The sequence below is a fragment of the Nostoc sp. 'Peltigera membranacea cyanobiont' 210A genome (assembly GCF_002246015.1).
Classification (GTDB): domain Bacteria; phylum Cyanobacteriota; class Cyanobacteriia; order Cyanobacteriales; family Nostocaceae; genus Nostoc.
In genome coordinates this window covers 576,220-596,912 of sequence record NZ_NOLJ01000003.1, presented here as the reverse complement: position 1 = coordinate 596,912, position 20,693 = coordinate 576,220, and the positions used below count along the sequence as shown (strand labels likewise).

18 protein-coding genes and 2 pseudogenes are annotated in these 20,693 nt (G+C 41.2%); 5 read left to right on the top strand and 15 right to left on the bottom strand.

All coding sequences use genetic code 11. The features are described from left to right. Positions 1 to 219 precede the first annotated feature (219 nt). Positions 220 to 591, bottom strand: coding sequence for a hypothetical protein (locus tag CDG76_RS11860; RefSeq protein WP_094349198.1), 372 nt, complete (start codon positions 589 to 591; stop codon positions 220 to 222). A gap of 357 nt (positions 592 to 948) precedes the next feature. Between CDG76_RS11860 and CDG76_RS11855 the strand changes: the two genes are divergently transcribed. Beyond that, entirely contained in the window at positions 949 to 2,127 is a 1,179-nt protein-coding gene (locus tag CDG76_RS11855) for an extracellular solute-binding protein (protein ID WP_190240825.1), read from the top strand. 83 nt (positions 2,128 to 2,210) lie between these two features. Here the strand turns inward: CDG76_RS11855 and CDG76_RS11850 are convergent, their stop codons facing one another. The 4 genes from CDG76_RS11850 to CDG76_RS11830 form a co-directional block, all read right to left on the bottom strand. Further along, positions 2,211 to 2,786, bottom strand: coding sequence for a hypothetical protein (locus CDG76_RS11850; protein ID WP_223265217.1), 576 nt, complete (start codon positions 2,784 to 2,786; stop codon positions 2,211 to 2,213). Between the two features lie 52 nt (positions 2,787 to 2,838). Next, positions 2,839 to 3,615: a class I SAM-dependent methyltransferase gene (locus CDG76_RS11845; protein WP_094349196.1), complete on the bottom strand. Its 777-nt coding sequence runs from the start codon at positions 3,613 to 3,615 to the stop codon at positions 2,839 to 2,841. A 72-nt stretch (positions 3,616 to 3,687) separates the two neighbouring features. Further along, positions 3,688 to 4,653, bottom strand: a complete 966-nt coding sequence (locus CDG76_RS11840; protein ID WP_094349195.1) for a trypsin-like serine peptidase — start codon at positions 4,651 to 4,653, stop codon at positions 3,688 to 3,690. A gap of 631 nt (positions 4,654 to 5,284) precedes the next feature. Beyond that, positions 5,285 to 9,178, bottom strand: coding sequence for a CHAT domain-containing tetratricopeptide repeat protein (locus CDG76_RS11830; RefSeq protein WP_094349194.1), 3,894 nt, complete (start codon positions 9,176 to 9,178; stop codon positions 5,285 to 5,287). Between the two features lie 436 nt (positions 9,179 to 9,614). On the opposite strand from CDG76_RS11830, the pseudogene CDG76_RS39600 reads away from it, so the two are divergent. Further along, positions 9,615 to 9,707 (top strand): annotated as a pseudogene (locus CDG76_RS39600) (Uma2 family endonuclease); the annotation flags it as partial. Here the strand turns inward: CDG76_RS39600 and CDG76_RS11825 are convergent. After that, the gene (locus tag CDG76_RS11825; RefSeq protein ID WP_094349193.1) at positions 9,702 to 12,293 is read right to left on the bottom strand and encodes a U32 family peptidase; all 2,592 of its coding nucleotides are present in this window, start codon (positions 12,291 to 12,293) and stop codon (positions 9,702 to 9,704) included. The pseudogene CDG76_RS39600 and the gene CDG76_RS11825 sit on opposite strands and share 6 nt — an antisense overlap. Positions 12,294 to 12,535: 242 nt before the next feature. Between CDG76_RS11825 and CDG76_RS11820 the strand changes: the two genes are divergently transcribed. Both CDG76_RS11820 and CDG76_RS11815 read left to right on the top strand, forming a co-directional pair. Beyond that, complete coding sequence (locus tag CDG76_RS11820) at positions 12,536 to 12,952, top strand: element excision factor XisH family protein (RefSeq protein ID WP_094349192.1); 417 nt, start codon at positions 12,536 to 12,538, stop codon at positions 12,950 to 12,952. Then, positions 12,940 to 13,272: a XisI protein gene (locus CDG76_RS11815; protein ID WP_094349191.1), complete on the top strand. Its 333-nt coding sequence runs from the start codon at positions 12,940 to 12,942 to the stop codon at positions 13,270 to 13,272. Before CDG76_RS11820 ends, CDG76_RS11815 begins: the two co-directional genes overlap by 13 nt. Here the strand turns inward: CDG76_RS11815 and CDG76_RS11810 are convergent. Then, positions 13,265 to 13,531, bottom strand: coding sequence for a hypothetical protein (locus CDG76_RS11810; protein WP_223265216.1), 267 nt, complete (start codon positions 13,529 to 13,531; stop codon positions 13,265 to 13,267). The genes CDG76_RS11815 and CDG76_RS11810 overlap by 8 nt on opposite strands. A gap of 182 nt (positions 13,532 to 13,713) precedes the next feature. Here CDG76_RS11810 and CDG76_RS11805 point away from each other — a divergent pair, with 182 nt between their 5' ends. Beyond that, positions 13,714 to 14,853, top strand: a complete 1,140-nt coding sequence (locus CDG76_RS11805) for a hypothetical protein (protein WP_094349190.1) — start codon at positions 13,714 to 13,716, stop codon at positions 14,851 to 14,853. A 24-nt stretch (positions 14,854 to 14,877) separates the two neighbouring features. Here CDG76_RS11805 and CDG76_RS11800 read toward each other — a convergent pair whose 3' ends face one another. The 8 genes and pseudogenes from CDG76_RS11800 to CDG76_RS11765 all read right to left on the bottom strand — a co-directional run bounded on the left by CDG76_RS11800 (position 14,878) and on the right by CDG76_RS11765 (position 20,633). After that, entirely contained in the window at positions 14,878 to 15,294 is a 417-nt protein-coding gene (locus CDG76_RS11800; protein ID WP_094349189.1) for a putative toxin-antitoxin system toxin component, PIN family, read from the bottom strand. Continuing rightward, the gene (locus CDG76_RS11795; protein WP_094328416.1) at positions 15,284 to 15,511 is read right to left on the bottom strand and encodes a hypothetical protein; all 228 of its coding nucleotides are present in this window, start codon (positions 15,509 to 15,511) and stop codon (positions 15,284 to 15,286) included. The genes CDG76_RS11800 and CDG76_RS11795 overlap by 11 nt, the downstream gene beginning before the upstream one ends. A gap of 75 nt (positions 15,512 to 15,586) precedes the next feature. Beyond that, positions 15,587 to 15,724: pseudogene (locus tag CDG76_RS11790) on the bottom strand (AbrB/MazE/SpoVT family DNA-binding domain-containing protein); the annotation flags it as partial. 22 nt (positions 15,725 to 15,746) lie between these two features. Next, the gene (locus CDG76_RS11785) at positions 15,747 to 16,040 is read right to left on the bottom strand and encodes a DUF2442 domain-containing protein (protein ID WP_094349188.1); all 294 of its coding nucleotides are present in this window, start codon (positions 16,038 to 16,040) and stop codon (positions 15,747 to 15,749) included. A 338-nt stretch (positions 16,041 to 16,378) separates the two neighbouring features. Beyond that, entirely contained in the window at positions 16,379 to 17,782 is a 1,404-nt protein-coding gene (locus CDG76_RS11780; protein ID WP_094349187.1) for a ferredoxin:protochlorophyllide reductase (ATP-dependent) subunit N, read from the bottom strand. Between the two features lie 221 nt (positions 17,783 to 18,003). Beyond that, positions 18,004 to 18,798 carry a DUF5331 domain-containing protein gene (locus CDG76_RS11775; RefSeq protein WP_094349186.1) on the bottom strand — a complete coding sequence of 265 codons (795 nt, stop codon included), beginning with the start codon at positions 18,796 to 18,798 and terminating at the stop codon, positions 18,004 to 18,006. A 32-nt stretch (positions 18,799 to 18,830) separates the two neighbouring features. Continuing rightward, a complete protein-coding gene (bchL, locus tag CDG76_RS11770; protein WP_012410753.1) occupies positions 18,831 to 19,697 on the bottom strand; it encodes a ferredoxin:protochlorophyllide reductase (ATP-dependent) iron-sulfur ATP-binding protein in 867 nt (288 codons plus the stop codon). 681 nt (positions 19,698 to 20,378) lie between these two features. Then, the gene (locus CDG76_RS11765) at positions 20,379 to 20,633 is read right to left on the bottom strand and encodes a TIGR02450 family Trp-rich protein (protein ID WP_012410754.1); all 255 of its coding nucleotides are present in this window, start codon (positions 20,631 to 20,633) and stop codon (positions 20,379 to 20,381) included. Between the last annotated feature and the right edge of the window lie 60 nt (positions 20,634 to 20,693).

Here is a 20,693-nt window from a genome sequence, read left to right as displayed (position 1 = left end):
CGAATTAAAAAAGTGAGATGCTCCCTGATTTCACATTGAATCTAAAGGCTTGCCTTACCTACCTCCAGCCATTTTTTTAATTCGTTTAACTCAGGTTAAATTTAACAAATTCGATGGGTTTAAGTCCCCTGGTTCTATAACCGACAAGTTTTGTGGCGGGGTCTAAATCGCCGTTACAAAACTGTACTTCCGACTTCCGACTTCCGACTTTCGACTTATTTAATGAATTCTCTCTCTAAGTAATTGTTCTTCTAAAGCAGCAATACGATTGTATGCTGCTGTTAACTGCGCTGTCAGTCGTTGTATTTGAATTTCTGGTGTTATATTATCTCCAGCTTGACGATGCATGTCTAGATAAATGCCATCTGTCAAGACATCCTTGTGTTCCATTTCTGGATTTATATTGTTACGTCCTTTAAACTGGTAGCCTCCAGCTGCACCATTTTGTTGATAATTATCCTTTGCTTGTGTATTCGCTAAAGAACACTCTGAGAAAGTTTGAGTGACTTTACTATCAAGCTGCTCAATTACTTGGCACAGGTCATCCAGCTTTTGGCTTAAAGTCAGGATCTGCTGCTGTAATAGCTCCATTTAATACCTTTATCCGTACATTTTCTTTATGTTATTCAATTTACTCCCAACCTTAACGATACTTATGGATTATTTAAGTATTGATAATTTTTGCGGGAAATGTGACATTTAAATCATTACTTTTAAATACAAGTAAGGTTTCACTATAAGTACCACCAAGTAAATTTATGGAGAAAAATTAATCATTAGGTACTAATTTGACAAAAATATCGCTAATTTGAGCTAAATCTTCAAAATTATCCGTATTATCAAGAAAAAATACTGATAAATCTCCAACTTCACCTTTTTAGCTAAGTTAGCCACTGATGAATCTCTGCTTAATATTAGGTATAATCAAAAATCTCAAATCCAAAATCAATGGATCGACGGTCTTTTTTACTAGGTACAAGCACACTGGCACTTTCACAACTGCTTTTTGGCTGTGGTGGAAACAAGCAGACTCAACTAAAAGTACAGTTATTAAAAGGTTCTATACCTGGTCAGGTGGTGAATCAGTTTCACAAAAGTTTGCAGCAACCGGCGCAGTTAAAGTTTGCTCCAGTTGAACATATACAGGATTTATTTCAACAATTACAAAATTGGCAGCAGAAGCCAAAGACCAGCGATGAGCAGGGATGGAGTCGCTTTATACCCTTTAGGCAAGGTCAAAAAGCAGCTGACGCAGACCTAGTAACATTGGGAGATTACTGGCTACAAGCAGCTATTGAACAGAAATTGATTCAACCACTCCAAGAAGTGCAGGGAAACCAATTAAAGCAGTGGTCTACTTTAGATGAAAGGTGGAAACAACTGGTAACGCGTAACGATCAAGGTATTTTGGATACTCAAGGGAAGGTGTGGGGTGCGCCTTACAGGTGGGGTAGTACAGTAATTGTTTATAACCGTGACAAGTTGCGAAAATTGGGATGGACGCCCAAAGATTGGAGTGATTTGTGGCGAGATGGAATGCAGCAGCGTATTTCCCTACTCAATCAACCACGAGAAGTTATTGGTTTGGTCTTAAAAAAGCTAGGAAAATCTTATAATACAGACAATCTTGACCAAGTACCAGACTTGGAAAAGGAATTACAGATATTAAACCAACAGGTGAAGTTTTACAGTTCCAATAACTATTTGGAACCTCTAATTATGGAAGACACTTGGCTAGCGGTTGGTTGGTCAAGCGATGTATTGCCTGTTTTGGGACGTTATCCGCAGCTTGCCGCAGTTATCCCCCAGTCAGGAACAGCAATCTGGGCGGACTTATGGGTACGTCCCGCAGGGATTACTAAGAATAATTTATCAGATCAATGGATTGATTTTTGTTGGCAACCAAGCACAGCTAAACAAATTTCGGTGCTTACTAAAACCAATTCGCCAATTTCTACAAATATTGCCGCTTCCGATATCCAAGAACCATTATGGAGTTTGTTAGAGAGCGATGTCTACGACGGGCTACGCCTACGCAACATTTTCAATAAAAGCGAATTTTTACTTCCCTTACCCCCATCAGCAATAAAACAATACGAGTCTTTATTCGCCAAAATTAAGGTTTAATTGGGCATTGGCCAGAAGAGGGGGAGGTGCAGAGGGGCAGAGGGGAAAAACTTACTGTAACTGCTGCCCTGCTTCCCCAGTCACTACAAAAAACGCTGTAAACCGATCTTGTTCTTAATAGTGGTTTGGATACTGCATAAAGCTGGACTTGTACTAAAGTTGCAAGTGTAGGTTGCTAAGGGTTCTTTTTGATAATTAAATACCCGGACGTTGTAACCAAAGTTTCGTGCAGCGCTACCCAAGCGATTTACGAAGTCGTAGCGCTCTACATACTCTAGTAAACTCCAAATTTGCTGATTCACGATCAAGTCTACTCGTGCAGGTTCTTTGCCAGAAGTTGGATATGCTATCCAATTATCCAATAGTTTTTTCTCGGAGTTTTGTTGTGCCCACCATAAACTGGGAACGGTTAATCGGTCTGGATGAATGGTGTTAGCTGTGATTACATAGTCTTTTGGCTTGGTTAATAAGTCTAGTTCTAAAGGCGCACTAGAAGGTGACGGTATTGAACGAGTTTGCGCTAGTGAGGGCGGGACTAGTAAAGCTGTAAGGGTAATAGTTAGTAGTAATGAAAATGATGTCTGGCGATGGCTGCGCCAAAGCCTGCCGTAGGATGCCCAAAGGGCTGTAGGGCGATCGCACAATTTAGGTATATGCATAACTGATACTAATTCGTAATTCGTAATTCATAATTCGTAATTAGGGCACAATCTAAAGTTTAATGGCAACTATACGAATTCTTCGATAATCTGCTGTCCAAGTTCCTTGTTGATATAGTGTTGGCTTCAGATATTCCTCGACGACGGGAATTATTTGTATTTGTTGCTCAGGTGAAAGTCCGGCTAAGAAAGGGCTGGCGAACATTTTAATCCAGTTTGCTATGCCAGCTTCTCCTTCTGCTAGGGGAGTTGGGCGAGGAAACAGGATAGCATAAATGACATCAAAGCCTTGATTTTCTAGGAGGCTGGCGTATTCACCAATGCTGGGGTAATACCAAGGATTCTCTACTTGTGCTTGAGGGATACCAATGGACTCTAAAGCACTGTATAAAGCTGTGGCGATCGCCTTTATATTCCCTTTACCCCCAAATTCTGCAACAAAACGCCCTCCGGGTTTTAGAGATTGGTGTATGGAAGCGATCGCCCGATCAGCTTCTTTCACCCAATGCAATACAGCGTTGGAAAACACAGCATCCAATGGCTTATCTACTTGAAAGTTCCTAGCATCAGCAACATCAAAGCGGATATGGGGATAGTTTTGTCTTGCCTTCTCAATCATCTCAGATGCATGATCAACTCCCATTACTTCAGCCCCAGCTTGGGCAATTTTTTCTGTGAGTTGTCCAGTACCACAGCCAAGATCCAAAATGGATTCTCCTGGCTGAGGGTTAAGTAATTTTAGTAAGTCTTCGCCATATTGCCAGACAAAGGCGTGTTTATCTTCGTAAAGCGAAGTGTCCCAATTATTGCTTGTTGAAATATTATTCATAGCGTAGGGTTTTATGGTGTGTAGAGACGTTGCAATTGCTAGTCTCTACATTAAATTACAGCGATCGCTGGTTTACTTTCTACCAGCTAATTTATCCAAAAAATCGATTTTCACTGCAACGTTGATAATATCTTGACCTGTGCGACGGTTTTTAATTTCTCCATTATTCAGGGCAACAATATATGGCAGACCATCAATTACATCAATGATTGGGCCACCGGAAGAACCGCTTGCGGTAGAGCAATCATGATAAAAAAGGTTTGACTCATCGCCAACAATGCTACAACCATCTTCATAACCAGCTGTCCAGCCTTTGCCAGCAGTCAAGAATTCGTAGCCTTCTTTGCTGGGGTCTGGGTAATCACTAGAGTAACCAACAAAGAACAGTTTTCCTTGCTTCTGCTTAATCAAAGTGGAAGCAGACACAGATTGCCATCCTAAATAACCATATTTACGACCCAATGGCTGATTAATTCTGATCAATGCCCAATCATTGCTTTGATTTTGGACGTTATCAAAGCCGCCATTCTTGAAGTCTGTACCATAAAGCACATTTTTTGCAATATTCTGTACTTTGCCCATATCTCCTGGACTCTGGGGTTTGCCATTAATGACATTGGGTATAAACCGAAGTTCTTTACTGAGTTGATGAGTCTCAGGGTCAATTACACAGTGGGCGTTTGTCAAAACTATATCACTAGCAACCAGTGTGCCTGTACAATAATAGCTTTTAGCATCGGCTGCTGTGCCTTGCACTCGTCCGATAGTTGACCAAGGATAATTTCTACTCAACATGGGAATACGGTTATCTATACCTCTAACGATACCGCGATCGCCTTCATAAGGTTTTTCCGACTGTTCGAGATCATCAGGTTTGAAAGGTTTACCATCTCCTACCAAATTCAGCTGTTCTGTATTTGGCGATATCGGTGATTCTGTTTGTGCTTGGACTGATATCCAACCACCTAAAGCGGTAAAACCCACAATTCCGGCGATAAAGAAAGCAAGCAGTTGTTTGTAAATAGACGGTTTACGCATTGATTTGACTCCTGAATTAAAAGTGAAAATTTGAGATTAGAGATTTCCAAGAAATAGCTACTATTTGTGGGGTGGGCCGAAAAGCCCGCCCCTGATTACGGGCTCTCGTGTCGCCCACCCCACAAGAAATAATGGGATATTGTTTTTATTTGGAAGTCCCCTAGACCTCTCTTTTGGGAGGAGATAGGCTTTAAATTGCGTTTTCTTCCAGTTCTCTCTCCTTGTAGGCTACGGTGTACACACAAAGACTTTCGTTCAGAACACAAGGACTTTCGTTCAGAACACAAGGACTTTCGTTCAGAACACAAGGACTTTCGTTCAGAACACAAGGACTTTCGTTCAGAACACAAGGACTTTCGTTCAGAACATAAGGACTTTCGTTCAGAACATAAGGACTTTCGTTCAGAACATAAGGACTTTTGTTCAGAACATAAGGACTTTCGTTCAGAACATAAGGACTTTCGTTCAGAACATAAGGACTTTTGTTTACAACACAAGTCTTTTTTGAGCTTTTGAGGGAATGAAACAGCTTTGCTTTTCAAGAGAGGTTGGGGGGATTAAAAGTCTGTGGAGCCACTCTAAAAGACTTGTGTGTACACGGTAGCCTTTTAGGAGAAAGTCAATTAAGTATTCACCGCCACTCACCTTGGAGGGTGAAAGCCGCCCAATAACGGGGATGTTTCCATTCTGGATTTTTCAAATCGTTTCCTTGAAAATCCTTCCCTTGCCACATTTGGCGTTGGGCAAGATTAAGGGCGGCGGCGGGAGATTTTTTTTGTGCCAATATTTGTTTGTAGAATCCAATCATTAACTCCTTGGTAGATTGATCGTTCACGTTCCACAGAGACACGGTGACTCTAGCTGCACCTGCATACATAAAGCCTCTTGTCAAGCCCACCAGCCCTTCACCTTGGACATCATCGCCTAGGCCACTTTCACAGGCACTTAGCACTATCAACTCCACAGGTAAGTCGAGGTTAAAAATATCATTGAGCCGCAGGAAGCCTCTGGTTTGGGGTTTACCTTGTTTATCTACGAGAGACAGCACGATACCTGATAAGGCTGGGTTCACAGGGTCGAAAATGCCGTGAGTGGCGAACAGCAGCAGGCGATATTGGCTCAATTGTTTACTAGTTGCAAAGTTGTAGTTGGCATCAAAGTCAAAGGCAGAAAGCTTTTCGCCAGGAGAATTCACCAAGCTAAGAATCGCCTCTCCTTCGTCTTTTGTACCTGGGAGTGGATCTAATTTGTCTTGATTGATGTTTCTCAAAGACGTTTCTAAAGCTGAACGGTCGAGGTTGTTTTCTACAGTTGAAGGTTTATCATTCTTCAACCGCGCATCATCAACACCAAACACAGGATTAGCGAGAACAGCTAGGGTTTTGGGTGCAATCTTGCGTCCTTTGAGTTTCTTTCTGTGAGTTGCGAGGCTAGATATTGAAGGGAGGTTGACAATTTCATGATTCACAACTAAAGGTTGATATTCTGCGCTGGCTGGCGATTTTCTGGGTTCGTTTAAAGCTGCGAATGGCACTTGATGCAAAATCCCATCAGCAACGATGACTAAACGTTTATTTCCTAACTTTCCTGCTACAGGTGCGAGGATAATTTGACTAAGTGCGTCTGCGGCTTTATCTGTATTTGCAAAAGTTTGGGCGTTGTCTTCTGGGGTTCCTCTATCAATCAGTTTTTGCTTTAAGAGGCTGTTAAATTTCTTTGCAGCTTTCGCTATCTTTTCTTGTCCGGGAAGTTCGTAGCTTTGTAGAGAGTTAGGAGTGACTACCCACAGATAACTGCGTTCTTCACCCAAGGAATATTGCAACATTACGGTATCTTGATCTAGTTGTTGTTGAATTCCTGACAATTCCAGTACGTCTTTTGGGTCAATTAATTCTGCACGTTCTGGGTTAGTCGCCCTGATTTTTTCAGAAATTGATTGCGATTCTTGGATAATATTTGTAATTTCTTGTTTGGTTTTTGCGATCAGTTCGGTGGGTGGTTCCTTTCGACTGAATAAGTCTGATAAAAACTTATCTTTGGCATTTAATTTAAAATTTAAACGGCGTTCTTCTGCTAATAGTTGCGGATCAACATCTTTACCGAGATTGACATTACCTTCTTTTAACAGTTCAACTAATACCCTGGCACGAGAACGTTCGCTAATGTGCAGTGCTAATGCGTTGTATCCTTTTAATGGGTCTTTTTTGTGCAACCGCATCAGCAAGTCAATGTAGAACTTGTAATAATCTTGCACTGTGGCGAAGTAGAAAGTACGTAAATCATCGCTGTTGACTTTGTTGCGCGTATTCTCAATAATGTTTATGCCTGCTTCTATGTGCGTCTTGGCTTGGTTGAGATTTCCTCTGTCGCGCTCAATGATGGCTATTTTATAAAGTGGATGAGTTTGTTCGGATGTGTCGCCTATTTGCTGTCCTAGCTTTAATTCTTGGTTGTAAGCCTCTATCGCCTGCTGTGGCTGCTTCATAGAGGTGTAAATCTTACCTCGGATTTGGTAGGCGTTAGCTTGTGATGATACATCTCCTAGCTGCTGGGATAGCAATAAATGTTGTTTGTTTGTATCAAGGGCATTTTGATAATCTCCTGCACCTTCATAGGCGGTGCTTAAAGCACGAAGGGCTAACCTTTCAGCTTCTTTGATATTCTTTTTTCGAGACAGTTCTAAAGCTTGTTTGGCCTTAGCAATAGCTTTGGGATATTCCTTTAAGAACTCATAAGCCAAGCTAGTAGAAGAAAGAACATAATTTTTTATCAAGTATGTTTCACCGGCAGATTTTGACGCATCCTCAAAATATTTCAATGCTTGATGGCAATCTTCTGCTTTTTTTTGAGAAAAGCAGAGTTGTAGATAAACACCGCCTATGCTATAAAAACCATTTACTATTAAATTCGGATTGCTTTGCTGAGATATCTTCAAAACTTCCTTATACTTATCAATGCTTAAGTCATAAGCTCCTAACTTTTCGTACACATTAGCTATCTGATAGAGAGTCTTTGCTTCTATACGATGATTTTGCTGTCTTTTAGAAACTTCTAGTGCTTGGTTAAAGAGTATATCTAGGGCTTGTTGAAATTCTTTTGATTTTGTATGAAGATAGGCAATGCTTACAAGTGTTTCAGCTTCTCCTTGATAATCATGAATGTCACGTTGAAGTTTTAAGGCTTGATTGAGATTTTCAAGAGCTTTTTGTGTCTCACCTAATAGAGAGTACGCATCACCAATCAGGAAAATAAAATTTGCTTCCCGCTGGAAACTACCTATTTGATGAGCGATAGTTCTTGCTTGATTTAAGTAGACAATCTGCTGCTGTATATCACCCAGATAGAAGTAGCCAGTGGCAATTGAATAGAGAATACTGATTTGGCTCTCAAAAAAATCTCTACGACCAAGTGGGTTTTTTGGGTCTTGCTGTATTTGTCTTGCGATTGTCTTTCGTAACTCTAATCCCTGCTGAAAATATTTCTCGGCTGAAGAGCGATCGCCTTTGAAACTGTAGACTGAACCTATATCTATAAATGTCTCTGCTTGTCCAAATAAATATTTCGTTTGGCTGTAGATTTTCAGTACTTGCTGATAGTAATCAAGGGCTTTATTTGTTTCACCTAAAAGTTGGTAGTTTCCAGCAATAGTCCCAAGCGTCTTTGCTTGCCCTGGTAAATCATTATTTGCCTTTTGAATTGCCAAAGCTCTTTCTAAAAACTCATGCTCTTTTTTCGGTTCGTCAAATACTTTATAAACTACAGCAATGCTAAACAGTACATTAGCCTCTTTTTTGGGTTGTTTGTCAGCATGATATAGTGACTGTGCTTGGTTATAAGCATCAATCGCTTTTTGCTTTTCCCCTAAATCTCGATAAACACCACCAAGGGATGTTAATATTAAAGCTTTCCATTCACGAGCCTTTGATTCCTGTGATTCCTGCACAATAGCTAATGCTTGCTCCAAATACCCCACAGCTTTTGTGTTTTCTGTTGGGGTGTTGTAGATAGTACCAATCAAAGAAAGTGTAACAGCCTCGATAAAAGGTGCTTCTTGAGGTTTTGCTGCACGCACTTCTGGTAATCTCCAGATTTTCAACGCTTCTTCGTATTTAGTAATTGCTTGTCGTACTGCTGCTGCTGATGGTTGATTCCGTAATTGATTTCCTTCTTCTAATAGTTGGTGTGCTTTATCCCAAAGTGGCTTAATTTTAGCCTCGGCTTCACTTGGCGCAGGGTTTGTATTTTGTGGTTTTGCATCTGGCGACTGCGCTATTTTGACGTTAGCAGAGACTTTTTTCCCTATTTTTTCTGAAAACGAATCTGTATACCCTTGTTCTACCGCAGCATCAATTGACTTTTGCAAGTCAGCTTGCATCTGTTGTGTTATCTGCAACCATCTACTTATCGATGTTGCACCTACCGCATCAGACAGAAAAAGCACACTCAGTAATACAGTTAAACTATAACGAGAAACCTGAGAAAATGAGCAGCAAAAATTACACTCAAATTTAGCGTTCTTCTTCATGCTGAAGCCTCAATAACCTTTCAGTTACTTGGGTTTAGATATTTATGCTTGAATTCTTTAAGGAATCTTTCTGTGATTCCAATGTTGAGTTTATAACGTTCATCAATCTGACCTAACATTGTTACCAAAATAGATACAAAATTTTGTCAAATCTTCTGGATTCCTGGTTTTGGCGTTATCTAGCAAGGTTTCATGTCAATACGCTTGGGTTAAGGATAATTGTAGGTTGGGTTGAGCGACAGCGAAACCCAACAAAGTCTTGAGGATGTTGGGTTTCGTTCCTCAACCCAACCTACGCAGGTTAAGGTTTTTGGCTGAGGGTAAAGTGAGTAATACCAAGTAATTTGCTAAACTCTGAATCATCATCAGGAGTAAGTGTGATGTTTCAAGCCTTACCAAAAACGATCGCTTTTGAAGAATTCCTCAATTGTTTTGAGGTAGCGATCGCATCATATCCCCTACATTCCCAGAATTAAACTTGACCGCCGAACAGATTTTTCAAGCTGGGCGTTCAGAAAATCAATTATGACCGCAATGCAGACACTCCCATAGGGCCACGAGTTACGCCCAATTGATTTTGCAATTTCAACTCGCGCCATAGTTGGGAACCTGTAATCTCGCCTTGCAGTAGTTGGCGATAGCAATGTATTGTTTTACTCACTTGTTCTGGTGTTTCATTCACAAATTCGATGCGGAAGTTACCTAAACCTAGTTCTATGAGGCGCTGTACGTACTCGGCTCCGGTTTGAGCAGTGCCGTTAAATAGAGTATTGCGACAACCTACATCGGCTTTGAGGACGTGTTCGCTACCAACGCGATCGCGCAATTTCACTTCCTGCTTTTCACAAGGTCGTCCACAGTTGGTATAGTCTGTACCCGTCGAGAGAAAAGCACAAAAAACACAATGCTCCATGTGAAACATCGGTATATGCTGATGGATTGTCACCTCAAACCACTGGGGTGGACAACTGGTGAGCAGGTCTTGTAGTTGGGTAATATTCAGGTCATAAGATGCCGTCAGCCGTTCTAAACCAAAGTGTTGCTGAAAGTAGTCTGCTGTTAAGGGATTAGCAACGTTGAGCGAAAAATCTCCGATACAACGGTCTGCTGCAAAGAATTGCAATTGGTCATAGTTCCGTATCAGATAGCCATCTGGTTCCGAGGCACGGACTTGCTGCAAAATCCAATTTTCCCCAGGTTTGGTAATTCGGGGTGGTGCAACCCAAATTGTGGGGAGTTGGGAGTTAGGAGTTAAAAGTAAAGAATTCTCTGCTTTGTTTGGTTGCTGTTGTTGGCGCACCAGTTGCACGGCTTCTCGATAGGCGCGGGGGTCTTCAAATTCACAGTAAAGTGTTTGGATTCCCGCTTGGAGTGCTGCTTGCAGTTGCTTGAGATTTCGTACCAAGACTATGAGTGAAGAGGATGTAGCTTTAGCTTCCCGCAGGGTGGCAGATGAGGGGAGTAAATTTTGGAAAGAGACATCAGAATGTAATTGCCAGCGTTTGGGTTGACTTCGCAATTCTTCCAACTGCACCACGATTTCCCGCCGCATCCGGTTCAACTCACTTACGGGTAGCATAATAGCACCGCTGAGGTGGTTGGTTAGTGTTCCTAAACAGAAAGGGGTGTTACCAAGACGACCGAATTGTTCTTGTAAACGCTCAGTATCTAAGGGTTTGGTGTGCGCTTCAACCAGAGAAATTGCAGACTCGACTTGGGCAATATTACCGAGTCGATCGCGGGCGATCGCAATCAACGCCTGACCAACTTCTCCATAAACCTCCAAGTCAATCGGACGTTGAAATTGTGGGTTCTCGCCAGCAAAACTCTGCCGCAATTGCTTATCGAGTTCTGGATCGCTGGTTTTCCAAATGCGATCGCCTATATGCACTCGGCGCAGGTTCAAGTCATTTCTACCAAAGGTCAGCACGCTTTCCTTTCCTTTGGAAACCACCCCATAAACTCGGCCGCCTTCTTCCTTCGCCTCTGGATGACCGCAGTCAAATACAATTCCATCCCCTGGTTTGACAGGCGCTTCCAATTTGACTGTTACCTCTTCGTTGTGGATGCGGCTGACTTCACCTAAATAAACCCCACGTTTTTTACCAAAGCGGGCGTGAACTAGTTCCTGATTATTAATCCCGCCAAACCAGCCTGTGTAAAGTCCGCGAGAAAATGCCATTTCTAGGTTGTAATGTTCTTGGTCTGATTGACCTTTCCCCGCTTCCCTTGTAAGCAAAGAGGGGTTAGGTCTTTCCAATTCCGTCATTACACTATCCAAAGCTTGCCGATAAACACGGGTGACATTAGCAACATACTCTGGAGCTTTCAGGCGACCTTCAATCTTGAGACAAGTTACTCCTGATTTCACCAAATCGGGCAGAACATCTAACCCTGCTAAGTCTTGAGGACTGAGTAAATATTTGCGCTCTTTTAAATTCACAACTTCCCCATCGGCGATTAAATCGTAGGGCATCCGGCAAGCTTGGGCACATTCACCTCGGTTAGCAGAACGTCCACCTAAAGCCTCGCTAGTCAAACACTGACCGGAATACGCTACGCACAAAGCACCGTGAACAAAGACTTCCAAGGGCAGCGAAGTTTCTTGTTGGGCAATCTGCTGCTGTATTTTATTGATTTCTTTGAGAGAACATTCACGCGCCAGCACCACCAATTGACAACCAAGAGATTTGGCAAATTCCACCCCAGCTGCACTGGTGATGGTCATTTGCGTGGAAGCATGGATGGGAAAATCGGGGGAAAGTTGACGGATGAGACGGCATATACCAATATCTTGAACGATCGCTGCATCCACACCAGCTGCAATAATTGTGCGGAGATATTGCTGTGCTTCTGCTAGTTCTTTGGGAAATATGAGTGTGTTGACTGTGACATAACCCTTTACGCCCCGACGGTGCAGGAATGTCATCAATTGGGGTAAGTCCGCCTCAGTAAAATTTTGTGCCCGCATTCTGGCGTTAAACCGATCCAAACCGAAGTAAATCGCATCTGCCCCATTTTCCACAGCAGCTTTAGCACATTCCCAATTACCTGCTGGCGCGAGTAGTTCAGGACGTTGAAGAGAGAGTTGGGAAGAAGGGCAATCGCTTTTCATTAGATTTAGGGAGGGTTAACTAGCACCATAGTGATTTTATCTAAGTTATTGGGGGATGGTGCGATCGCTCTCTCATCTGCGGTTCATTCAATCCTCTTCTCCTCTGCATCTGGAGTAAGTAGACAGGCGAGAAGAAACAGAACTATATTAAATTTAGTTAAAAAAAGTTTCGCTAGGTTGTCAATGTATTAAGAAAATGGAAATTCTTAAATCAAGCACCGCCATAAATTGGAATTAAACCTGTGTCTGCTAAAGATGCCTTTCATACAGTTGTCAAAACAGCACTTGAGAAAGATGGCTGGTTAATCACTCACGATCCTTATGCTCTCCAGGCAGGAACCCTTGAATTATATGTTGATTTAGGAGCAGAAAAAGTTATTGCAGCCGAAAAACAAGGACAAAAAATAGCTGTTGAAATTAAAAGTTTTCTAAGTCCGTCAAAAATCACAGAACTTTATGCTGCATTAGGACAATTTATCATTTACCGAATTGCTTTACAAAAACAAGAAGCTAATCGTACTTTATATTTAGCGGTTCCTAGTACTGTTTACAACGAGTTTTTTATACTTCCATTTATCCAATCTGTCATTCAAAGTAATCAGCTCTGTTTACTAATTTATAATATTGAACAGGAGGCGATAGACCAATGGCAAAGCTAGACGAATATCGACAATATATTAAGGACTTGCTTCAACAACACGCGAGTATTGTTTGGGATAATCGCATTCAAGCACAGACAATTTTTGATACAGAACACGATCATTATCAATTAGTTTATGTAGGTTGGCGCGAGCAAGACCGCATATATGGGCCTGTTCTCCATCTAGATATTATTAACGAGAAAATCTGGATTCAGCAAGATGGAACAGAAGTAGGTATTGCTAATGAGTTGGTTGAATTAGGTGTCCAAAAAGAAGATATTGTTTTAGGTTTTCAGTTGCCATCCGTGCGTAAATATACAGATTTTGCTATTAATTAAGGGCTGGTTTCAAGCCGCGTTCAACAGCGACTTTTAAGGCTCTTGCTTTACTTACCAAGCCACGTCGATAGACCTGCATGAGTTCATCTAGTTGATGAACTTCTGCATCATTAAGCTGTCCCTTTTGGTGACGCGCTAGCAAGTCACTGAAAACTTCTTGCTGCTGAGTTTCCATCTGCATATCGCACAGAGCCAAAACCTTCTCATCTGGTAATGACTCGATAGCTAGTTCAGTGATAGCGCGGTCAATTTCAGCCATTTTCTACAAGTTTACCTTTTACTTATGATTGTATCTGCGATCGCTCTGCATCCTCTGGTTAAAAAGAGCGATCGCTATTAGACAGAATAGAACTCACATCAGTATTAGCTGAATTGTTAGACAACACATCAATGTGGGAATACTGAGTAAGGTGTAAATATTTTAGTAATTAGGAAAAGATTATGAGTTTACCAGTGACAGTAACCTTTATGCTTGCTGATTGGATTGTCAAAGGACTAAAAGATGGAACTCTTGAACGAGTTGGAGGTGTAATTAGAGAAGTAGGAAGCAAACATATTGTTACCTGGTTACGGGAGCAGATACCAAATAATTCTACTGTAAATCAGTTAGGGGAACTTGGGCGAAGTGTGCAGGTAACTAGTGCAGTCAGTATACTTAACCTGGGTGTCTCAGTTATAGGCTTTATTGTAATAGCACAACGACTTAAGGAATTAGAACAACGCTTACAACAAGCACAAAAAGTGTTAAATAACATTAATCGTAAAATAGACCTTAGTTTCTATGCAAATTTTCGTGCTGCAATCGAATTAGCAAATAATGCTTTTACAATGACCAAAACTGAGAATCGTAGAAACAGCGCCCTACAAGCTATTAACCGTTTTTTAGAAGCAGAGCATATTTATGCTGAATACACCGATATCGAAATTGAGCAAAAAAGCCAAATTATTGATGAATATCTGCTAACTTTATCTTTAGCTTACCTAGCTGAAGCACGTTGCTATTTAGAATTAGAAGAACATGATACAGCACTTCGCCGCTTTCAAGAAGGAGCAAAAGTTCTCCGTTCACGTATTAAAAAATATATTGACATTGTACTCACTTCTAACCCAGCAGCATACTTACAACCTTGTTACAAAGGTCAGATAGATTTGCGTAGGCTAACACGAATTTACCAGTGGAGTAACCCCAATTTAGATGAAAATGCAGTTTTTGATATGCAACGTGAGAACTTATTTAAAATGGGAGAAGAGTTATATTCTACATATAAATGGGTAGATTCACTTCCACCAGCAGTTTTAACTCGTGATGAAGTTCAAGGAGGTTGGTTCGGCCCAGATCATAAGGATTTAAAACAGGAAGCAGATAAACGTCTTCCTAAAGTTATAGAAGCGGTAGAATCTATGATAGAAACCCATTGCCGTTTTAAATCTTACCAAACAGAATTGCAAGCAATTTCCCAATTAGGAATCAGCTTTCATGACTGGCTTAAATTAACTCCGTCTACAGAAATTAAACCAGACGGTGCAGAATTAATGTATATAATTCCGTCCAAACCTTTAGAGTTACAGTCTTCCATCTGAACTAATTACAGGATTAAAGATGAATTAATCAAGGTGAAGAAAGTCTCTGGGAGTAATAATCTGGTTTTGATATTCGGCTAGGGTCTTGAGTGATAAAAGGTCTTGATATCCTGTGATTAAAAATTTTGCATTGGCATCTTTAGCAAGTTCTAAAAAGTTGTTTTCATCTGGATCTCTACAGGTGTTTATTTGAGATTTTATTTCTATAAATTGACTGTATTTTTTAACTATATCCAAAAAATCTTGTCGGTCTTCATCTGAGATATATTTATCGAACTTACGTTTATAAATTCGTGTGTTTAATTCTTGATAAGTTTCATCGCTTTGAGCAATTTTGAATTTTTTATAGACTTTATCTAAAGCTTTACGGGCTGTTCCATTAGGACTTAGAGCAGCACTAAGTAAAACATTTGTGTCAATGACAATTAGTTTATGATTCATCGGCGAGTAATTCTTCTAGAGTTTCTTCGGTTAATCCTTTGGCTTGAGCATTTCTGCCGATTCTGTCAAAAACACTAAGTAAATCTTCATCTTTATTATTTGAAGAGGTTTTCTTTATTTCTTGAATAAGTTGTTCTTGTTCTTGTGCGGGAAGTTGTAGGACAAGATTAAGAATTTGCTCGAAGGTTAGGGGGAGTTGATAGGTTTTTTGAGTCATGCTGAGTTCTGGAGTTAGGGAATAGAAACTTGTTAGCTTTTTTAATCAGGTTTGAGCCAGTTTTCTACTTTTAAATCACGATTCCTCTACGCCTTGGCGAATTGCATTATCCATATCCTCAAGGGTTTTAGGTTTTCCTTGATATTTTAAACAACCTGCTACATTATCTAATTTAGTTAAGGAAAAAAATTTACTAGGCTTTAATAAATCACCGACTTCTGGAATTTTTTCTGTTTTAACTCCAACTTTTTTCATATTCTTCCAGGTTTCTATATGTGGGAATAGGTTGCTTAGTAACCACAGAATAAAGAACATCTGGGTCTAAATCTGCGCCATTATCCCAGTGAATTGTTCCCCATTCAGCGTTAATTTTAACAGTTTTAAAATAGGTTAAATCTTTTAAAGGTGCAAAAATTCCTGTAAATTCGATTAACTGGTTAACATCAACAATACCTTCTTTTCCGTCTTCAAACTTCAAATAGAGTTGATAGTTATCGTGAGGAATAATTTCTATAATGTCTTTAAGCATAATTCACTCTAATGGTTGAATTTTTTCTAAGGGATTATTTTGTCTTGCCAGTTGCCAGTTTTCTCTAAGAGGATGTTTTAAAAGTCCTCTCGTCGGTAGCAAAACGTTTTAGATCCCCCTAAATCCCCCTTAAAAAGGGGGACTTTGATTCCGGTTCCCCCCTTTTTAAGGGGGGCTAGGGGGGATCTAGAAGTGCCTAAAATTACAGCCAACCACTTTTAAAACATCCTTTATTCCTCTGTGTTCTCTGCGCCTCTGCGGTTCGTAAAAAAAAAGGACGAACCCAAAAGTTCGCCCCTAACATACTATTATGCTGTTGCTAAATCCAAACCCAAATCTTAAATCTTCGCTTCTTCTCTCACCAACTTATCCCAACCCAAATCTTTCAAATTATTATTCCGACGCAACGGACGAGTCACCAACTCTAACATGTCACGCGCATTCGTAAAGCCGTGAATTTGAGCAAAAGTGAACTCCACAGACCATTTTGTATTAATACCCCGTGCTTCCAACGGATTAGCGTGAGCCATACCAGTAATTACCAAATCTGGTTTCAACGCATAAATCCGTTGAAGTTGATTGTAATTATCCGGCTTCTCCACAATCCTTGGTAGGGGTGAATTCATTTCCTGGCAAGTTTTCTCCAGCAATGCCAACTCAGCAGCTTGATAGCGCTTATCCATGTAGGGAATGCCGATTTCGTGAACTGTCATCCCACAACGGATTAAGAATCTTGCTTGGGAAACTTCCAGCAAGTTATCACCCATGAAGAATACAGATTTACCGCGAATCAGTTTCACGTAATCTTCCAAACCTGCCCAGATTTGTGCTTCCCGTTCATCCAAACCCTTGGGAGTAATACCGAACACTGAGCAGATTTTCTCAATCCAAGCGCGGGTGCCATCGGGGCCAATGGGGAAGGGTGCGCCAATAAGTTTACACTTGCGGCGGCGCATTAAGGTGGTAGCTGTGCGGCTGAGGAAGGGGTTGACACCGGCGACATAATACCCTTCTTCCAGTACTGGCAGTTCTGTGAAGCGCTTCGCGGGTAGCCAGCCGGAAACTTTGATGCCTTGTTTCTTCAGTTCCAAGGTTAACTGAGTAACTACGGGGTCGGGAAGGGAGCCAAAGAGAACTAAGGGTGGATGATCCACGTATTCAGATTCATCTTGGGCGACATCTTCTTTCTTCTTACCGAAGTTTAGCAATTTAGCGATCGCATTGCGTTCACTCTTCTCTGTTTCCGCCACCGGAGACTTGTCAGGGCAACGGTTAGCCATTGCTGCCAATACCGTGTCTTCCCCTTGGGTGAAGGCGTAATCTAGACCATTTGCCCGCGCTACAACGATGGGAATCCCGATTTCAGATTCCAGCTTCGGTGCCAAACCTTCTAAATCTGTTTTGATAATTTCGGTTGTGCAAGTACCAATCCAGACAATTACACTAGGATTGCGATCGCGTTTAATCTGCAAGCACAACCGTTTTAACTCTTCATAATCACTCAGCTGTGCCGAAATATCGCCTTCTTCCAACTCTGCCATTGCATAGCGGGGTTCAGCAAAAATCATCACCCCCATCGCGTTTTGCAGGAAGTAGCCACAAGTTTTTGTCCCAATCACCAAAAAGAAGCTATCTTCAATTTTTTGGTATAACCACGCCACGCAGCTAATTGGGCAAAAGGTATGGTAATTTCCGGTTTCACATTCAAAGCTTAAAGCTTCTGGTTGTTGAGCGACAGTCATTTTGGTTTTTTCTCCCCTTGATATTTAATGGCAGTTCAACCAATTTCAGATTTTAGACTTCGGCTTCTCTCCGAGACGCTACGCGAACGCTCAGTCGAACGATTGATAATTTTGGATTGAAGGCTGGGACAACAAAAGTATCCGCTGTCTAACGACAATTTCCCTAATTCCTCATCCAAAACCCCAAATCTAAACCTTAAAATTGCGAAGAACGGCAATAATTAAGCGTTGGGGAAGAGGCGGGCAATTTCTGATTCATCAAAAACGCCTGCTGGCAGTTCTTCCCCCAAAAAATCGTTATTTTCTTCAGCCTTTTGTAAAGCTGTTTCATCACCCCAGACATCTGATAACACGTCTTTAAACGCATTCTCATCTAGCGGAATATCTCCAAGCCCCTCGTCTTCGTCTTCATCCAGCTTTACTTCCGTTGCAGCTGTTGTATCGAAGGCAATTTCCCCAAACTCATCTGCTTCTAAACTAGAGCTTTGGAAAGACTCATCTATTGAGTTGTGTCCGTTGGTTAAGGAAATATCGCCAAAGCCATTTTCCGTTTCTTCCAACTCGCTGATTCCCAGGCTTTCATCTTCAGAATCCACCATTGTGAACTCTTCAACTACCGCCACCGCTGCAAAGCCATTTGTATGAGCGTGTGTCAATGTTTCATCTTCAGGCTTTTCATCAATGACAGATGCTGCTTCTTCTACGTATTTCTCTACATCTGGGTTGATGACGAAGCGATTACCGAGAGCTAAATCTGGGTCAAAATGCAAATCCAGCACCTCAATTAGGGTATCGGCGTCAGGATTGAGTTTGGCAAAGGGCAGCATTAACTGCGCTAGTTTTGGCTCTAGGGCGTTAAGAACTCCCAGGATGAGGTAGGAAGGTGGTCGCTTCCCGCCATCAGGGGTGTACACCGATTCCACTTCCATGTGGAGGGTAATCCAGTCTCGATTATTCTGGAAAAATTGCAACCACTTTTGCTTTATTGAATCCGTAAAGCTGTTAAAGAATGCCATGTTATTGTCCCCCATCCTGAGAACTTGGTGATTTATACAATCATCAAGTCTAGTTCCTCTTCTGAATTAGGAACCTGGGGTTTACCCGGATTTAGATAAAAATCGGATAACAAAGAGAACAACTCCCGATCTGGTGTGTCATTAGGTACAACACCTTCAGGGCGCGCTAGAATTTGGTCGGCTATGTTGAGATAGTAGTCGCAAACGTAGTCTAGGGAAGGATCTTGCTCTGCCATTTCAAACAAAGTCTTACCTTTCACACGGGAAACACGGATATCTTCAATTAAAGGTAAAACTTCTAGAACTGGCATGGGCACTGCTTCTATATATTTTTCAATCAAGTCGCGCTTGGAGGTGCGATTGCCAATTAACCCTGCTAAACGCAGTGGGTGAGTTCTTGCTTTTTCGCGGACTGAAGCAGCGATCCGATTGGCAGCAAATAAAGCATCAAAGCCGTTGTCTGTAACGATCAGGCAGTAATCTGCATAGTTGAGTGGTGCTGCAAAACCACCGCAAACTACGTCACCCAGAACGTCAAAGAGAATTACATCGTACTCATCAAAGGCGTTGAGTTCCTTAAGTAATTTTACGGTTTCACCGACTACGTATCCACCGCATCCAGCACCCGCAGGTGGGCCACCAGCTTCTACGCAATCCACACCGCCGTAGCCTTTATAAATTACATCTTCCGGCCAGACATCTTCGTAGTGATAGTCCTTTTCTTGGAGGGTGTCGATAATTGTGGGAATCAAAAACCCAGTCAGGGTAAAGGTACTGTCATGTTTAGGGTCGCAACCAATTTGCAGCACTTTTTTGCCACGTTTAGCTAGGGCGACGGATATATTACAGCTAGTTGTGGATTTACCGATACCACCTTTTCCGTAGACTGCTAGTTTCACTGTTGTTTCCCTCTTATAGCTTCTTGTCAAACTTGTGGCTCAAACATTTGCCTTCACCTTTCCTGAGATGGCGATGCGTGAGGTCTGTTGATGTCATTATTGGGCAAATTACCTAGAAAAGAAAGTGGCTCCTAATCTGTAAAACGGTCTTATCAGATGAATTAAAGCTTAATTATGTCTATTTAGATTTTTATGAACCTTAAAGACCTTAAAAGCTCTCAAAAGAGCCATTAAACAATTTTTATTACTTATTTTTATAAAAAGAGTTACAAAATACAAAAATCTGAAATCTGCTTTTTTGAATGCTTTTCATAGAATTAGCTGATGTTTTTACAACGTGTTTTCAAGGCGTTGAGGCACAGAGTCAAGGGGAAAGAGAGGTATATGCAGCCTGATGCTGGAAATACTACTGGAATTTGCGTTAGCGTAGCTCACCGAAAAGTATCGCAGATAAATTGTCAGTTTTCAGTCGGTAGTCACAACCATCTAATTGCTGCTTGAGAGTGAGTGACTGTGATTTTGTAAAATATTATTAATTTTGCAAATATTTTCTAAGTCTAAGCCGAGCGAATAGGATTTGTTGCTATACAAATTTAGCCCACCTGCGTGGGCTAAGAGTAAGATAAGAAACGTAGAGTGTGCGTAAGTCCTAATTTATTTCAGTCTATGTATTGAAGGTAATTAGGACACCTCAGTTTCAATTTCCTGGATTTCTTGTAATGTTTGCCAGCCAGCTTGCCACTGGGAGTTATCTTGTAATAATTTGGCATTTATCCAAAAACGGACTTTAGGATCGCAAGAAGCAACCATTTCGGCGTAAACCCACTTAGCCTGATTTTTACGATTGACAACTTGGAAGTGCCGCCAGCCATCAACTTTTCGCTGTGCTGTCCATTTAGAACCAACTAGGTAAGGAAATTTTTGTTTTTTAGTCATTTGTTATTCGTCACTTGTAATTGGGAAAACACTTTCTTTATCCCAAATTTCCAATACCCA

What these genes read in the sequence shown, in the direction of transcription:
- CDG76_RS11860 (WP_094349198.1), bottom strand. Translation starts at nt 591, where the DNA reads ATGGAGCTATTACAGCAGCAGATCCTGACTTTAAGCCAAAAGCTGGAT.
- CDG76_RS11855 (WP_190240825.1), top strand. Translation starts at nt 949, where the DNA reads ATGGATCGACGGTCTTTTTTACTAGGTACAAGCACACTGGCACTTTCA.
- CDG76_RS11850 (WP_223265217.1), bottom strand. Translation starts at nt 2,786, where the DNA reads ATGCATATACCTAAATTGTGCGATCGCCCTACAGCCCTTTGGGCATCC.
- CDG76_RS11845 (WP_094349196.1), bottom strand. Translation starts at nt 3,615, where the DNA reads ATGAATAATATTTCAACAAGCAATAATTGGGACACTTCGCTTTACGAA.
- CDG76_RS11840 (WP_094349195.1), bottom strand. Translation starts at nt 4,653, where the DNA reads ATGCGTAAACCGTCTATTTACAAACAACTGCTTGCTTTCTTTATCGCC.
- CDG76_RS11830 (WP_094349194.1), bottom strand. Translation starts at nt 9,178, where the DNA reads ATGAAGAAGAACGCTAAATTTGAGTGTAATTTTTGCTGCTCATTTTCT.
- CDG76_RS11825 (WP_094349193.1), bottom strand. Translation starts at nt 12,293, where the DNA reads ATGAAAAGCGATTGCCCTTCTTCCCAACTCTCTCTTCAACGTCCTGAA.
- CDG76_RS11815 (WP_094349191.1), top strand. Translation starts at nt 12,940, where the DNA reads ATGGCAAAGCTAGACGAATATCGACAATATATTAAGGACTTGCTTCAA.
- CDG76_RS11810 (WP_223265216.1), bottom strand. Translation starts at nt 13,531, where the DNA reads ATGGCTGAAATTGACCGCGCTATCACTGAACTAGCTATCGAGTCATTA.
- CDG76_RS11805 (WP_094349190.1), top strand. Translation starts at nt 13,714, where the DNA reads ATGAGTTTACCAGTGACAGTAACCTTTATGCTTGCTGATTGGATTGTC.
- CDG76_RS11800 (WP_094349189.1), bottom strand. Translation starts at nt 15,294, where the DNA reads ATGAATCATAAACTAATTGTCATTGACACAAATGTTTTACTTAGTGCT.
- CDG76_RS11795 (WP_094328416.1), bottom strand. Translation starts at nt 15,511, where the DNA reads ATGACTCAAAAAACCTATCAACTCCCCCTAACCTTCGAGCAAATTCTT.
- CDG76_RS11785 (WP_094349188.1), bottom strand. Translation starts at nt 16,040, where the DNA reads ATGCTTAAAGACATTATAGAAATTATTCCTCACGATAACTATCAACTC.
- CDG76_RS11780 (WP_094349187.1), bottom strand. Translation starts at nt 17,782, where the DNA reads ATGACTGTCGCTCAACAACCAGAAGCTTTAAGCTTTGAATGTGAAACC.
- CDG76_RS11775 (WP_094349186.1), bottom strand. Translation starts at nt 18,798, where the DNA reads ATGGCATTCTTTAACAGCTTTACGGATTCAATAAAGCAAAAGTGGTTG.
- CDG76_RS11765 (WP_012410754.1), bottom strand. Translation starts at nt 20,633, where the DNA reads ATGACTAAAAAACAAAAATTTCCTTACCTAGTTGGTTCTAAATGGACA.